Source organism: Streptomyces sp. NPDC021224 (assembly GCF_044332905.1).
GTDB lineage: Bacteria > Actinomycetota > Actinomycetes > Streptomycetales > Streptomycetaceae > Actinacidiphila.
This window is the reverse complement of the sequence record NZ_JBIRPW010000008.1, coordinates 37,103-51,138: the sequence shown is the minus strand read 5'-3', so window position 1 is coordinate 51,138 and position 14,036 is coordinate 37,103. Positions and strand designations below refer to the sequence as shown.

The 14,036-nt window shown below is 71.1% G+C and carries 15 protein-coding genes and 2 pseudogenes; 7 read left to right on the top strand and 10 right to left on the bottom strand.

The window, feature by feature from the left end; genetic code table 11:
- Window positions 1-74: 74 nt before the first annotated feature.
- The 4 genes and pseudogenes from ACH4PY_RS21130 to ACH4PY_RS21115 all read right to left on the bottom strand — a co-directional run bounded on the left by ACH4PY_RS21130 (window position 75) and on the right by ACH4PY_RS21115 (window position 1,865).
- Window positions 75-793, bottom strand: a pseudogene (locus tag ACH4PY_RS21130) (helix-turn-helix domain-containing protein).
- Window positions 693-1,250 (bottom strand): DUF6879 family protein, encoded by a 558-nt coding sequence (locus ACH4PY_RS21125; RefSeq protein WP_398184837.1) that lies wholly within the window; start codon window positions 1,248-1,250, stop codon window positions 693-695. Before ACH4PY_RS21125 ends, ACH4PY_RS21130 begins: the two are co-directional and overlap by 101 nt.
- Window positions 1,234-1,446 carry a hypothetical protein gene (locus ACH4PY_RS21120; protein ID WP_398184835.1) on the bottom strand — a complete coding sequence of 71 codons (213 nt, stop codon included), beginning with the start codon at window positions 1,444-1,446 and terminating at the stop codon, window positions 1,234-1,236. Before ACH4PY_RS21120 ends, ACH4PY_RS21125 begins: the two co-directional genes overlap by 17 nt.
- The gene (locus ACH4PY_RS21115) at window positions 1,416-1,865 is read right to left on the bottom strand and encodes a hypothetical protein (RefSeq protein WP_398184832.1); all 450 of its coding nucleotides are present in this window, start codon (window positions 1,863-1,865) and stop codon (window positions 1,416-1,418) included. The genes ACH4PY_RS21120 and ACH4PY_RS21115 overlap by 31 nt, the downstream gene beginning before the upstream one ends.
- A gap of 237 nt (window positions 1,866-2,102) precedes the next feature.
- On the opposite strand from ACH4PY_RS21115, the gene ACH4PY_RS21110 reads away from it, so the two are divergent.
- Complete coding sequence (locus ACH4PY_RS21110) at window positions 2,103-3,782, top strand: APC family permease (RefSeq protein WP_398184829.1); 1,680 nt, start codon at window positions 2,103-2,105, stop codon at window positions 3,780-3,782.
- A gap of 6 nt (window positions 3,783-3,788) precedes the next feature.
- Here ACH4PY_RS21110 and ACH4PY_RS21105 read toward each other — a convergent pair whose 3' ends face one another.
- On the bottom strand, window positions 3,789-4,250 hold the full coding sequence (locus tag ACH4PY_RS21105) for a transposase family protein (RefSeq protein ID WP_398184826.1): 462 nt from the start codon (window positions 4,248-4,250) through the stop codon (window positions 3,789-3,791).
- Window positions 4,251-4,489: 239 nt separating this feature from the next.
- Complete coding sequence (locus tag ACH4PY_RS21100) at window positions 4,490-4,897, bottom strand: hypothetical protein (protein WP_398184823.1); 408 nt, start codon at window positions 4,895-4,897, stop codon at window positions 4,490-4,492.
- A gap of 719 nt (window positions 4,898-5,616) precedes the next feature.
- Between ACH4PY_RS21100 and ACH4PY_RS21095 the strand changes: the two are divergent.
- Together ACH4PY_RS21095 and ACH4PY_RS21090 are read left to right on the top strand one after the other, a co-directional pair.
- A pseudogene (locus tag ACH4PY_RS21095) lies at window positions 5,617-6,370 on the top strand (transposase family protein).
- Between the two features lie 205 nt (window positions 6,371-6,575).
- The gene (locus ACH4PY_RS21090) at window positions 6,576-7,304 is read left to right on the top strand and encodes a hypothetical protein (protein ID WP_398184820.1); all 729 of its coding nucleotides are present in this window, start codon (window positions 6,576-6,578) and stop codon (window positions 7,302-7,304) included.
- Between the two features lie 32 nt (window positions 7,305-7,336).
- Here the strand turns inward: ACH4PY_RS21090 and ACH4PY_RS21085 are convergent, their stop codons facing one another.
- Window positions 7,337-7,951 carry a uridine kinase gene (locus ACH4PY_RS21085; protein ID WP_398184817.1) on the bottom strand — a complete coding sequence of 205 codons (615 nt, stop codon included), beginning with the start codon at window positions 7,949-7,951 and terminating at the stop codon, window positions 7,337-7,339.
- A 195-nt stretch (window positions 7,952-8,146) separates the two neighbouring features.
- Between ACH4PY_RS21085 and ACH4PY_RS21080 the strand changes: the two genes are divergently transcribed.
- Window positions 8,147-8,512 (top strand): hypothetical protein, encoded by a 366-nt coding sequence (locus tag ACH4PY_RS21080; RefSeq protein ID WP_398184814.1) that lies wholly within the window; start codon window positions 8,147-8,149, stop codon window positions 8,510-8,512.
- A gap of 39 nt (window positions 8,513-8,551) precedes the next feature.
- On the opposite strand, the gene ACH4PY_RS21075 is transcribed toward ACH4PY_RS21080, so the two are convergent.
- Genes ACH4PY_RS21075 through deoC form a run of 3 tightly spaced genes read right to left on the bottom strand, consistent with a single transcriptional unit; the run spans window position 8,552 to window position 11,860 of the window.
- Window positions 8,552-9,424 carry an aldehyde dehydrogenase family protein gene (locus ACH4PY_RS21075; RefSeq protein WP_398184812.1) on the bottom strand — a complete coding sequence of 291 codons (873 nt, stop codon included), beginning with the start codon at window positions 9,422-9,424 and terminating at the stop codon, window positions 8,552-8,554.
- A complete protein-coding gene (locus ACH4PY_RS21070) occupies window positions 9,417-10,856 on the bottom strand; it encodes an aldehyde dehydrogenase family protein (protein ID WP_398184809.1) in 1,440 nt (479 codons plus the stop codon). The genes ACH4PY_RS21075 and ACH4PY_RS21070 overlap by 8 nt, the downstream gene beginning before the upstream one ends.
- A gap of 5 nt (window positions 10,857-10,861) precedes the next feature.
- Complete coding sequence (gene deoC / locus ACH4PY_RS21065) at window positions 10,862-11,860, bottom strand: deoxyribose-phosphate aldolase (RefSeq protein ID WP_398185826.1); 999 nt, start codon at window positions 11,858-11,860, stop codon at window positions 10,862-10,864.
- 268 nt (window positions 11,861-12,128) lie between these two features.
- Between deoC and ACH4PY_RS21060 the strand changes: the two genes are divergently transcribed.
- The 3 genes from ACH4PY_RS21060 (at window position 12,129) to ACH4PY_RS21050 (ending at window position 14,036) form a co-directional block, all read left to right on the top strand.
- On the top strand, window positions 12,129-12,659 hold the full coding sequence (locus ACH4PY_RS21060; protein WP_398184806.1) for an AAA family ATPase: 531 nt from the start codon (window positions 12,129-12,131) through the stop codon (window positions 12,657-12,659).
- Window positions 12,660-12,729: 70 nt separating this feature from the next.
- The gene (locus ACH4PY_RS21055; RefSeq protein ID WP_398184803.1) at window positions 12,730-13,125 is read left to right on the top strand and encodes a GntR family transcriptional regulator; all 396 of its coding nucleotides are present in this window, start codon (window positions 12,730-12,732) and stop codon (window positions 13,123-13,125) included.
- Complete coding sequence (locus ACH4PY_RS21050) at window positions 13,122-14,036, top strand: ATP-binding cassette domain-containing protein (protein WP_398184800.1); 915 nt, start codon at window positions 13,122-13,124, stop codon at window positions 14,034-14,036. Before ACH4PY_RS21055 ends, ACH4PY_RS21050 begins: the two co-directional genes overlap by 4 nt.

The following is a 14,036-nucleotide window of genomic DNA, read 5'->3' as shown; positions in this document are numbered from 1 at the left end:
GTGCCGGGCTCGGAATTCCACGGTAGGGGCCGTGCGGCGGTGAATCGTTCCGTATTCCTGAGCCCTACTGAAGATCATGAATTCTCGGCCTGTGCGCAGCGGAAAAGGAAGCCTCGGGCGTCGTCGCCGAACGAGGCGGCCTGTTCGTATGCGGCGAATATCTCCAGGTGCTGTGCGACATCCCGGGGGTCCTGGAAGACGATGCGTCCGGTGAAGGTCTCGACCGTCGCCAGTCGGCTGTCGTACACCGTGAAGGTGTTCAGCGGTCCGCGTACCGGCTGTGTGGTGTGGGGAAGAACTCCGATACGGAGGTTCGGGCGGCGGGACAGCGACACCAGGTGCGCGATCTGTGCGGCCATGGCGGCGGCGGCACGATCGCCCACCGTACGGCCTGCTCCGTGAGGAGGAAGGTGAAGGATTTCGACCTGTCGTTGAGAACCGCCTGGCGTTCGGTCTTCCTCGCGACCGTCCTCCCGTTGTCGCCCGGGGAGTGGGCGAGACTGGCGCGGATGTACTCCGGTGTGGCGAGCAGGCCCGTGATCATCGCGGGCAGAAAGTACCGCAACTCGCTGGCTGCGGATTCGAGTGACGCCAATTCGTTCTGCCGCTTTTCCAGGCCCCGACGCCAGGACGAACGCTTGTCCTGCCATTCGGTGTTCGCCATGCGGGCGAGGGCGATGACCTCGGCGATCTCAGCCGGTGAGGCGTGGAGCGCTGTGAGGACGGCCTCGACGTCGGTGAGGCTCGGCGTGATCCTGCCGGTCTCCAGTTTTGAGATTTTGCTCTGGCTCATGGCGCAACGACGGGCGAGCCGGTCCCCGGTGGACCTCACGGTTGATCTGCGTTCCGTCCGGTCTGAAGTTGAGCCGGATGACGCGCGACTCGTCCAGCATCCACCAGTCCTGGCCGACTGGAAGGTCGAGACTGAGCGCCGTCACGTCGAGAATCCGGATGTCCTCACCGGCCGCGATGTTTCCGGGGATTCCCCAGGCGAACTGGTAACGCTGGTAGTCGGTGAGCGGTCGGCTCACGACACGTGTTCTGCCGATCCACTTGCCCGCCTCGACGTAGGCGCGCACGCGCGCGTGCCACCGGCTGTTGTGGTCCGCGGGCTTGGGTTCTCCCCGCAGGAACGTCGCGAGGCTCGCCGCCTCGTTCGGCATGGTGTACGTCGGCTGGGACTCGAACCTGAAGGCCTCGTGTGCGAAGCCGTCGAAGAATTCCCGCCAGGCGTCACCATCCAAGAACACGGACGGCCTCCCGCAGCACATGCTCGGGGATCTCGACGAGACCCTCTCCCTCGGGTACCGAGAACCCGTTGTACGCGTCGCCTTGCACGACGAACGTACGGCGCTCCGTAGCGTAGACGTTCGGGCAGTCGTCATCGTCGCAATTCGGCCCCCCGACTGTGCCGGTCAGTCGAGTGAGCTTCTCTCCACCCCGCATGGCGCCCCCTTTCGGGCGGGCACCGCTCGCCCGCACGACGACGTTAGAGCCGCGAAGGGCGGGCCGTCCACGGCGGGCGGCGGGTATTCCCGTTCTCGCATAAGGTCCGCCCCCGGAGAAAGGGAACAGCCTCGCGCGGGGCCGATGCCCGTGATGGGCGGGTAGTTGTCGACGTGGAGGATGTTCTGCCAGAAGCAGGTCACGGTGGACACCGTGTTGGTGGTCGTGTTGACGGCGCCCTCGTCGTCGAGGTCGTCGCCCGGGGTGCCGGAGCCCTCGATGGAGAGGTGGCCGTTGTAGCTGTTGCTGGCCGCGGCCGGTGCGGCGGTCGCGGTGGCGACGCCGAGGGCGAGGGCGGCGGCCGTCAGTGGCACGGCGAGACGCCGTGCCGTACGGCGGCGCGGTGGCGTTGTTGTCATGGAGGTCCCTCCAGTGAACGGGTCACACGTGTGGGCGATCAGGGGTGATCGCCGCGGTGGACCGTGAACGCCGGGCATCGCCCCTGTGGGGATCGTGCGCGTGCCGGAAGTGCCGGTCGTGTGCCGGTGAGGCATGTCCGGGCCAACCCCGGGCAGGCCGCCTTCGTAGGGAGTGCGGGGGATCTGGGGCAGGTGAGCGGTCCCGGGGCCGCTGGGGCACGAAGGCAAGGTGGTCGTATGAGTGAGACATCCGCACAACCGCGGGGCGCGGCGGAAGCGCCGGGGAAGCCGACGCTGCGGCGGGATCTGGGGCGGGTGAGCCTGCTCTTCGCGTGCGTGGGGTCGATCATCGGCTCCGGGTGGCTGTTCGGCGCGCTGAACGCGGCCCGGGAGGCGGGACCGGCGTCGGTGTTCTCGTGGGCGCTCGCCGCCGTGATGATCCTGCTCATCGGGCTGTGCTTCGCCGAGCTGGGCACGATGTTCCCCCTGTCGGGCGGTGTGGTGCGCTTCCCGCACCTGTCGTTCGGGTCCTTCGCGAGCTACACGATGGGCTGGATCACCTGGATCGCCGCCGCGACGGTCGCGCCCATCGAGGTCGAGGGCGCGTTGCAGTACGCGACGAAGTGGGCGGACTTCACGGTCGCGCACCCGAGCACCGACACCCACACCCTGACCGGTCTCGGGTACGCGGTCGCCGTGGTGGCCATGGCCTTCTTCGTGGCGCTGAACTACTTCGGCATCCGCTGGTTCGCCCGGGTCAACAACGTCCTGGTGTGGTGGAAGCTCGGCATCATCCTGCTGGTGGTGGTGGCGTTCCTGGTCACGTCCTTCCACGGGCACAACTTCCACGCCCACGAGTACGGCGGCTTCGCGCCCGGCGGCGGCAAGGGTGTCTTCACCGCCATCTCCACCGCGGGGATCACCTTCTCCTTCCTCGGCTTCCGGCAGGCGATCGAACTGGCCGGTGAGACGGACAACCCCAAGCGCAACGTGCCCTTCGCCGTCATCGGGTCGGTGGCCGTCACCGCGGTGATCTACATAGCGCTGGAGGCCGCCTTCCTCGGCGCCGTCCCCGGGCACGACCTCGCCGCGTCGCACGGCTGGCTGAACCTGCAGTTCACCGATGACTTCGGGCCGCTCGCCGCGATCTCCAGCGCCATCGGCCTGGGCTGGCTGGCGTACCTGCTGTACGTGGACGCGGTGATCTCACCGGCCGACACCGGGCTGATCTACACGACCGTGACCGCACGCATCTCCTACGCGATGGGCCGCAACCGCAACGCCCCGGAGGCGCTGGCGCGCACCACGTCGCGCGGGGCGCCGCTGGTGAGCCTGGTCGTGACGTTCGTGATCGGCCTGATCGTCTTCCTGCCTTTCCCCAGCTGGCAGCAGCTGGTCGGCTTCATCACCTCGGCGACCGTGCTGTCCTTCGGGTCCGGCCCGCTGGTGCTGGCCGCGATGCGCCGCCAACTGCCGGACCGCCCGCGGGTCTTCCGCGTTCCGGGCGGCGACATCATCCCGTTCCTCGGCCTGTACTCGTCGAACCTGATCGTCTACTGGGCCGGCTGGAACACCAACTGGAAGCTCTTCGCCACCATCGGCATCGGGTTCGTGCTGCTGGCCGTCCTCGAAGTCACCGCCGGCGACCGCGCCCCGAAACTCGACCTGCGTGCGGGCGCCACCTGGTCGCTGCCGTGGCTCGGCGGCCTCGCCCTGGCGAGCTGGGCGGGCGACTACGACGGTGGGCGCGGCTGGATCGGCCTCGGCTGGGGCTTCGTGGTCAACCTGGCGCTCGCCGCGGTCGTGTACCTGCTCGCCCTCCGCGTCCGGCTCCCCGCCGCACGGGTGGAGGAGCACGTCAGGGAGGCCGAGGAGGAGTCGCGCGCCGAGGAGGCGGAGCTGGGCGCGGCGCACTGAGCTTCTTCAGCGTTGCCGCTCCAGAGTGAGGACGGCCTTGGCGATTGACGTCATGGGGTTGGGGCTGCACCGCGATCGGCGGAAGATCCGCCAGGACTTCAGCCGTGCGATGCCGCGTTCGACGGGTGCCCGTGCTGCGGCCAGGGCGCGGTTGAGGGTCTTCTCGGTGGGGGTGAGTTCCTGCAGGGGCCTGCGTTTGATGCCGGCGGTCAGCCAGGGGGCCGGCGCCCGTTCGGCGAGCAGAGCGATGACCGTGCTGGCGTAGGCGTGCGCGGTGGACTCGCTGATCCCGAACCCGACAGCGATCTTCGCCAGGGTGATGTGTTCGCGCAGATAGATCAGCGCCACCATCGCGCGCTGCGACGGGCGGAGCTTGCATCGCCGGTCACCCTTGCGGGTGACGATCAGCATGGTCACCCACTCCACGAGCGCATGAGGCAGGTCGAGTGCGGCAGGACAGACCACCAACGAGGCCCCCGAGCAGCGTGATTGAGACGTCAGACATCTCGATCAACCGCCCGGGGGCCTCGCCCGTTGCGGCTCACGGCCATCACCTGATTGGTGGCCAGCTCGAAGAAGCTCAGTGAGGTAGGGCCCCTTCTCAGTCTAGGGCGGAGCTGTCCGCCGCCATCCACCATGCGACGATTGCGAGCGCGTGGGATGCGGCCCCGCCGCGCGAGGCGGCGTGCTTCTTCGCGCGCTGAGGCTCAGAGGTCGTTGAAGTAGACATGGTTGGTCTCATCCACTTGGTTCGGCCCCCGCCAGATGTCGACGTAGATGTCCGTGTTTTCCGGAAGGTCCGCTCCCGGCACAGTGGCGTTGACCTCGATGCAGTGGTTCACGCCACCCCCGGCGGTCAACACGTAATGCCCCGAGCTCCAGAAGACAAGGGCTCGGGGAGTGGCCCCGTCGGCTGCCGTGTCGCAGAGGCGGACGGTGTCGCCATGCTCGTGGATGTAGATCGTGCCGCCATGAGCGGAGTCTGAGGTGGTCCAGATGTGGTCCCAGCTGTCGGCGTTGGGTTGCGCAGATGCGGCCGAGGCCGACGTGGCGCTGGCGAGTGTCCCTCCGGCGAGTAGCACCGTACCAACGAGAGCTGCGAGCTTTCTCCGCATGCTTGATCCTCCCCCTGCTCGCCCGGAATTTCCGGCGAGCCACCGCCCGCTCCGGCGCGGGCGGACACAACAGGCAGCCGGGGCGTTGCCCATCCCGGTCCAAAGGTGCGGAACTCCCCCTCCGCGCCTCTGCGACTGCCTGCGACAACAACCACTATGAGATGCGGCCAGGAGGGTCACAGCCCCGAAACCGGTCACGGTGCCCACAGCGCCCTGGCGTGCGCCTTCCCCAAACCACACAACCGGCCTGACGTCGCACTTCGCCTCCCGCCCCCCTGTCGCGGCCCCACATCATGCCCTGGGCCGCTACGGCGCCGCCTGCCTCTACCTCGGCCCGTGACCAGGGCGGGACGCACAGGGCGACATCTGGGCCCGCCGCATCCAGAACGGCTCAAATGTCTCAGTTGGCGCAATTGCGCCACTCTCGCCACACCTGCTCACGCAGAACCGCTCGCCCGGCAGCGCGACGTGGGTGAGCAATCGGCACGGCAGGACGTCGGCAGCAGCCTCGCGCGTTGTACGAGGATCAAGTGCCGCTGCCCCCGGCGGCAGGTCACCTGGCCAACACGCGGCGGGCACAGGACTCGCATTGAACGCTTTCAGCGTGGCACCTGATCGGGTGACGGGGTGGTGTGGGGCCGCGGAGTGCGCAACGGGCAGGGCTCCCGTGGCGTTGAGCGAGGTGTTCGACGTCTCAGCTCAGCAGTGCAGGAGCCCTGTTGGTTCCGTATCCTGCCGCACTCGACCTGCCTCATGACCTGGTCGAGTGGGTCACCATGCTCATCGTCACCCGCGAGGGTGACCAGCGGTGCAAACTGCCGCCGCACCGCCGTGCGCTGGTCGCACTTGTGTACCTGCGTCGCCACGGCACGCTTGCCCGTATCGCCGCGGCCTTCGGGATATCCGTCGGCACCGCCCACACCACCTACGTCACCGCGGTCACCGGTCTGCTCGCCGAGCGAGCGCCGGGCCTGCTGAAGACGCTGCGCGAGCACGACCCGGACTTCGTCCTGCTGGACGGCACGCTCGCAGAGTGCGACCCCGTCGGCGACGGCAGGGCCGACTACTCCTCGAAGCACAAGCGGCACGGGTGAACGTGCAGGTCGTCACCGACCCGACCGGCGAGATCCTGTGGCTGTCGCCGGCGCTGCCGGGCCGGACCCACGACCTGACGGCCGTCCGGACCCACAAGATCCTCCGAATCTGCGGCCGCCAGGGCGTCCCGATCCTCGCCGACATGGCCTACATCGGCGCCGGGGACTGGGTCACCACCGCCAAACTCCGGCCGCCGGGCGGTGAACTCACCCTCACCGAGCGGACCGAGAACCGGGCTCTTTCCGCGGCCCGGGGCACCTGTCGAAACGAGGCATGGCCCGGCTGAAGTCCTGGCGGATCTTCCGCCGATCACGCATCAGCCCCAACCGCATGAGCGTCATCACCAAAGCCGTCCTCACCCTGGAGAGACAACGCTGAAAACGCTCACTGACCGCGCCGCCGCGGGTGTCGGCTCAGTCGCGGGCGAGGCCGTCGTGAGGTGGCGCGGCTGACGGACCCGGTCGTGCACCCGGGGGGCGGGCCGGGGGAGTTTTCGGGGGGTTCTCCCCAGCGAAAGCGGAGGTGGGGGCTGCCTACGATCGGGGCATCCGGTCAGTCGGCAGGTCCTTCACGGGGAGAACTCATGGCACGCGTACACCAGCGCATCCTCACCGGCGCGGCAGTGGCCGCACTCACCGTCGGCGGGCTGGCGGCGTGCGACGCGGTGCGGTCGAAGACGGCGACGGACGACACCAAGGTGACGGAGAAGATCACCGCGATCCACCTCGACGACAGCAACGGCTCGGTGAAGGTGGAGGGTTCGGGGACGGCAGGGTCGGTGTCCGTGCACCGCGAGGTGCACTACCGCGGGGACAAGCCGGGCGCGACCTCGCACGTGGACAAGGGCGTGCTGTGGCTGTCCGGCTGCGGGCACAACTGCGGCGCCGACTACGTCGTCACCGTGCCCGCCGGGCTGGCGGTCGCGGGCGGCACCTCCAACGGGGCGATCACGCTCACGGACGTCGGCACCGCCGACGTGCACTCCAGCAACGGGAAGATCACCGTCGCGGGCGCCTCCGGCGCGGTGAAGGTGCGCACGTCCAACGGCGCGGTGAACGTCACGGGCACCAAGGGCGGCGTGGACGCGCAGTCGTCGAACGGCGCGGTCACCGTGACGACGCCGACCCCGCAGGACGTCCGCGTCCACACCTCCAACGCCCGCGTCACCGTGACCGCGGCCCCCGCCGCCTACAAGGTCTCGGCGAAGACGTCCAACGCCGACAAGAAGGTGGACATCGCCGACGACCCCTCGGCCACCTACCGCCTGGACCTCTCGACGTCGAACGGCGCGCTGACGCTGCGCAAGGGCTGACGGCCCGCCCGCGCGCCCGCGCCCGGTGCGGCTCACGCGGCCTGCGCGGTCGTCACCGCCTCGGGGGCGAGGATGCGGGCCAGGGCCCCGGTGAAGTCGCAGGGCACGCAGCCCAGCGCGAGCTGGCGGGCGACGATCGCGCGCTCGGTGCGGTAGAGGTGCCAGCCCCTGCGCAGCAGGAAGGGGACCGACTTGCGGCCCTCGCGGATGTCGCGGACGAAGCGGTGCCAGGCCGTCGTCGAGGGACGGCCGCGCAGGCACACCGCGTCGACGGGCAGGCCGAGTTCGCGGACCCGGCCGACGATCTCGGCGGCGAAGATGCCCTCGGCGACGAAGACCGGCGAGCCGTCGAGGTCGAGCCGGGTGACGCCGGTCGCCGAACTGGTGGCGATGTCGTAGACCGGTGTGTCCGCGACGCCCCGCGTGCACAGCGCGGTGATCGCGGCCACCGCCGCGTCGGCGTTCCAGGACGCGGGCGCGTCCCAGTCGCCCGCGCCACCCGGCAGCCGCGGCAGCGTCGGGTCGTCCTCGTCCTTGTAGAAGTGGTCGAGCCCGAGCACGGGCACCCCGGAACGCGCGGCGAGTGTGGTCTTGCCCGAGCCGGACGGCCCGGCCAGCAGGATCACACGGGCGGGAAATGAACTCACGGCAAACCATTGTCCGGCATGCCCGCCGGTACGCTCCCGCCCGGTCCCATAACTACGGTCCGCGTCCACCCGGCGACACCGCAGGTGGACGGCGCCCCGCAGTCCTGTCCACAGGCGACGAGACACCCTCCGCACCCGATCGGCTACGCTGAGCACGCAACGACGTACCTCCCCGAGCAAGGCCCAGGTGTCCCGATGCCCTCACTGCGTACCGCCCTCGCGCTCACCATGACCGCCGCCGCCGCGGTCATCGCCCCGGCCACCGCCGCGGTCGCCGCCGCCCCGGCGGCTGCCGGTGTCCCCGACGTCGCCTCCGAGCTGGAAGCCCTGCCGACCTCGGCGGTGACGGCGGCCCTGGGCCCGGCGGTCGCCCCCGTGCGCAACCTCACCCTCGACCCGCTGTCCAACACCGGGGTCGATCCGCTGGACAACGGACTCGGCTCGCAGGTCGCCGACTTCAAGCCCGTCTCGACGACCGCGCTCACCGACCCCGTCACCCACGGCGGCTCCCTCGGCACCCTCCCCCTCGTCGGCCCGGCGACCGGGCTGCTGCCGCACTGACGGGACGGCGAGGAGGAGGGTCCGGGGCTGCCCGCAGGCTCAGACGCCGATCGGGTGCCAGACCGTCTTCGTCTCCAGCCAGGCCGTCAGACGGGACGTGCCCGGGTCCGCCGTCCAGTCCTCGGGGGACGGGCGGCGGACACGCTTGAGGGTGTCGGCCGCGGAGATCTCCAGCTCCGTGGCCAGCTCCGGGGAGGCCCCGGTCAGGTCCAGGGCGTTGACGTCCCCGTGCGCGGCCAGCGGCGCGGACAGTTCGGCGGTGCGGCCGGACAGGACGTTCACCACGCCGGAGGGGACGTCGGAGGAGGCCAGGACCTCACCGAAGCTCAGCGCCGGGAGCGGCGCCCGCTCGGAGGCCACGACCACCGCGGTGTTGCCGGTCGCGATGACCGGGGCCAGCACGGAGACCAGGCCGAGCAGCGAGGAGTCCTGCGGGGCCAGCACCGCGACCACGCCGGTCGGTTCGGGCGTGGAGAGGTTGAAGAAGGGGCCCGCGACCGGGTTGGCGCCGCCGACGACCTGGGCGATCTTGTCGGTCCAGCCCGCGTACCAGACCCAGCGGTCGACCGCCGCGTCCACCGCCGCCGCGGCCCGGGACTTCGACAGCCCCTCCGCCTCGCCGACCTCGCGCACGAACTGCTCGCGCCGCCCCTCCAGCATCTCCGCGACGCGGTAGAGGACCTGGCCCCGGTTGTACGCCGTCGCGCCCGACCAGCCGGGCACCGCCTTGCGCGCCGCGACGACCGCGTCCCGCGCGTCCTTGCGGGACGCGAGCGGCGCGTTGGCCAGCCACCCGCCGCTCTTGGAGTCCGCCACCTCGTACACCCGGCCGCTCTCGGAACGCGGGAACTTGCCGCCCACGTACAGCTTGTAGGTCTTGAAGACGGTGAGCCGCCTGGTTTCGTCAGACATCGAGGTATCCCTCCAGGCCGTGCCGGCCGCCCTCCCGGCCGTAGCCGGACTCCTTGTAACCGCCGAACGGCGACGTCGGGTCGAACTTGTTGAAGGTGTTCGCCCACACCACCCCGGCCCGCAGCTTGTTCGCCATCGACAGGATGCGCGAACCCTTCTCCGTCCAGATGCCCGCGGACAGGCCGTACGGCGTGTTGTTGGCCTTCTCGACCGCCTCCGCCGGGGTGCGGAAGGTCAGCACGGACAGCACCGGGCCGAAGATCTCCTCCCGGGCGATACGGTGCGCCTGCGTCACGCCCGTGAAGAGCGTCGGGGCGAACCAGTAGCCGGACGACGGCAGTTCGCACGCGGGCGCCCAGCGTTCGGCGCCCTCCTCCTCGCCCGCCTCGGCCAGTGCGGTGATCCGGGCGAGCTGCTCGGCGGAGTTGATCGCGCCGATGTCGGTGTTCTTGTCCAGCGGGTCGCCGACCCGCAGCTGCGCCATCCGCCGCTTCAGCGCGTCCAGCAGCTCGTCCTGCACGGACTCCTGCACCAGCAGGCGCGAGCCCGCGCAGCACACATGGCCCTGGTTGAAGAAGATGCCGTTGACGATGCCCTCGACGGCCTGGTCGATCGGGGCGTCGTCGAAGACGATGTTGGCGGCCTTGCCGCCGAGTTCGAGCGTGACCTTCTTGCGGGTGCCCGCGACCCCGCGGGCGATCGCCCGGCCGACCTCCGTCGAACCGGTGAAGGCGACCTTGTCGACGCCCTCGTGCGCGACGAGCGCGGCGCCCGCGTCGCCGTACCCGGGAAGGATGTTGACGACACCGCGCGGCAGCCCGGCCTGGCGGCAGATGTCGGCGAAGAACAGCGCCGACAGCGGCGTGGTCTCCGCGGGCTTGAGCACCACCGTGTTGCCGGTGGCGAGCGCCGGGGCGATCTTCCAGGCCAGCATCAGCAGCGGGAAGTTCCACGGGATGACCTGGCCCGCGACGCCCAGCGGCCGCGGGTCCGGGCCGAAACCGGCGTACGCGAGCTTGTCCGCCCACCCGGCGTAGTAGAAGAAGTGCGCCGCCACCAGCGGGAGGTCGACGTCCCGGGTCTCGCGGATCGGCTTGCCGTTGTCGAGCGATTCGAGGACGGCCAGCTCGCGCGAGCGCTCCTGGAGGATGCGCGCGATCCGGAAGAGGTACTTGCCGCGCTCGGCGCCCGGCAGCGCGCTCCACGCCGGGAAGGCCTTGCGCGCGGCGGCGACGGCGCGGTCCACGTCCGCCTCGCCCGCGCGGGCGACCTCGGCGAGCACCTCCTCGCTCGACGGCGAGACGGACTTGAAGACCCGCCCGTCGGCGGCCTCGGTGAACTCGCCGTCGATGAACAGGCCGTAGGACGGGGCCAGGTCGACGATCGCGCGCGACTCGGGCGCGGGGGCGTACGGGAAGAGGTTGTCGGTCATCGCGATCAGTCCACCGTGACGTAGTCGGGGCCGGAGTAGCGGCCGGTCCTGAGCTTCTGCCGCTGCATCAGCAGATCGTTGAGCAGGCTGGAGGCGCCGAAGCGGAACCACTGCGGGGAGAGCCAGTCGTCGCCGAGCGTCTCGTTGACCATGACCAGGTACTTGATCGCGTCCTTGGACGTCCGGATGCCGCCCGCGGGCTTCACCCCGACCTGCACGCCGACCGCGTCGCGGAAGTCGCGCACCGCCTCCAGCATCAGCAGCGTGTTCGGCGGTGTCGCGTTGACGGCGACCTTGCCGGTGGAGGTCTTGATGAAGTCCGCACCGGCCAGCATCGCCAGCCACGAGCAGCGGCGGATGTTGTCGTACGTCGCCAGCTCGCCGTTCTCGAAGATCACCTTGAGATGGGCGGACGTCTTGTCGGGCCGCGCGCAGGCCTGCTTGACCGCGCGGATCTCCTCGAAGACCTGGAGGTAGCGCCCCGCCAGGAAGGCGCCGCGATCGATGACCATGTCGATCTCGTCGGCTCCGGCGGCGACCGCGTCCGCGGTGTCCGCGAGCTTGACCGGCAGGCTGGTGCGGCCCGCCGGGAAGGCCGTCGCGACGGACGCGACCGCGATACCGGAATCCGCGCCCAGCGCGTCGCGGGCGACGGCCGCCATGTCCGGGTAGACGCAGATCGCCGCGACGTGCGGGGTGCTCGCGTCGGTGGGGTCGGGGCGGCGGCCCTTCGCGCACAGCGCCCGCACCTTGCCGGGGGTGTCGGCGCCCTCCAGCGTCGTGAGGTCGATCATCGATATGGCCAGGTCGATGGCGTACGCCTTCGCGGTCGTCTTGATCGACCGCGTGCCGAGGCCCGCGGCGCGGGCCTCCAGACCGACGGCGTCGACGCCGGGCAGCCCGTGCAGGAACCTTCGCAGGGCGGCGTCCGAGGCGGTGACGTCCGCCATGCCGGCGAGGCGGGCGGGGGCGCCGGGGGCGTGGGAGGGGAGAACTTTGGGCATGGTCACCAGCCCAGCATATCTACGCGCGTAGCGGTGCGGCTACCCCCCGGGGGGGGTGGGAGGCTGCCGTGGCGGGAGCGCCCCGCCGTGCGGGGTTCCCTCCGGGGAGGGGTTTGCTGCCCGCAGCGGGACCTTCTCGCCGTGGGGGGCTTGTCGCTCCGTTCTCCCCAGGGCTTCGCCCGGGGGTGCCCCCACGCGGCCCTTCGCCCCTGGGGGCGCATCCCTCCGTGGAGCGCCGCGCGTTGGGGGGCCGTCCTACGGTGGGGGGATGGAGATCATCGTGGTGAGCGGGCCCTCCGGGGCGGGGAAGAGCACGGTCGCGCGGATTCTGGCCGGGAGCAGGCTTTCGCCCGCCGTGCATCTGCACACGGACGATTTCTACGCGGCGATCGTGCAGGGGTTCGTGGCGCCCTACCTGCCGGGGGCCGAGCGGCAGAACGAGGTCGTCACCGGGGTCATCGCGCGGGCGGCGGCCGGGTACGCGGCGGGGGGCTACCACGTCGTCGTCGACGGGGTGATCGGGCCGTGGTTCCTGGGTGCCTACCGGGAGGCGGCCGGGGCGGCGGGGGTCGGGCTGGAGTACGTGGTGCTGCGGCCCGACCGGGAGACCGCGCTCGGGCGGGGGACGACGCGCCCGGGGCATCCGCTCACCGACCGGGAGGTCCTCGGCGGGATCTACGACGGCTTCGCCGACCTCGGCCCGTACGAGGAGAACGTCCTCGACTCCGGCGGGCTCACCGCGGAGGAGACCGCGGACGCGGTGCTCGGGCGGCTGCGTGACAGAGGGCTGGCTCACTAGGGGACCACTTCACTGGTGCGGTGGTATGTTAGTGGACCAACAAACCAACGCACCCCAGGGAGCCCAGCTCATGGCACCAGCTCCGGACACCGGCGGGCCGCTCTTCGCCCAGATCGCCGCCGACCTCGCGGACCATATCGCCGACGGCGGCCTCGGGGAGGACGAGCGGATCCCGTCCACCAACGAGCTCGCCGCCTTCCACCGGGTCAACCCGGCGACCGCCGCCCGCGCGCTGACCTCGCTCGTCGAGGACGGGCTCGCGGAGAAGCGGCGCGGGGTGGGGATGTTCGTCGCGAAGGGCGCGCGCGAGCGGCTGCTCACCGCACGCCGCCGGGAGTTCGCCGACCGGTTCGTGCGGCCGCTGGTCGTCGAGGCCGCGCGGCTCGGGCTCGACGAGCCGGAGCTGCTCGCGCTGGTGCGCGACGAGCGGGGCGCGGTCGGCCTCACCGCGGGGAGCCCGCGGTGACCGGCCCCGCCGTCATCTCGCTCGCCGGTGTCACCCGGCGGTTCGGCGGCGCGGGCGGCCACGAGGCGCTGTCCGGTGTCACCGCCGACGTCCACGGCCCCTGCATCGTCGGGCTGCTCGGCCGTAACGGGGCGGGCAAGACCACGCTGCTGCGGTCGCTGGCCGGACAGGACTTCGTCTCCGCCGGGACCGTCCGCGTCCTGGGCGCCGACCCGGTCGAGAACGACGCGGTGCTGCGCCGGATGACCCTCATCCGCGAGGACCAGACCTACCCCGACCTGAAGGTCCGCCAGGCGCTCGCGGCCGGTGCGCTCTTCCACCCGCGGTGGGACGCGGAGCTGGCCGCCGAGCTGCTGGAGGCGTACGAGCTGCCGCCGGACCGCAGCATCAAGAAGCTCTCCCGCGGTATGCGCGCGGCCCTCGGCATCATCCTGGGCCTGGCCGCGCACGCCGAGGTGACGCTCTTCGACGAGCCGGTGGCCGGGCTCGACGCGGTGGTGCGGGACATGTTCTACCGGCACCTGCTGGCCGACTACACCGCCCACCCGCGCTGCATCGTGCTGTCCACCCACCTCATCGACGAGGTCGCCGACCTGCTGGAACGCGTTCTCGTCCTCGACCACGGGCGGCTCGTCCTGGACGCCCTCACCGACGACCTGCGGGGCAACGCCGTCACCGTGACCGGCCCGACCCCCGGCGTCGAGCGCTTCGTCGCCGACCGCACCACGCTCAGCCGCCGCGCGCTGGCCGGGCGGACGACCGCCGTCATGGCCGGCCGCCTGGACGAGCGCGACCGCCAGCTCGCCGAGCATCTGCGGCTCGACCTGCGCCCCCTCACCCTCCAGCAGCTCGCGATGCACGCCGCCGACAGCGGCAGCCGCGCCACCCTCTCCTCCGCAGGGACGGTCTGA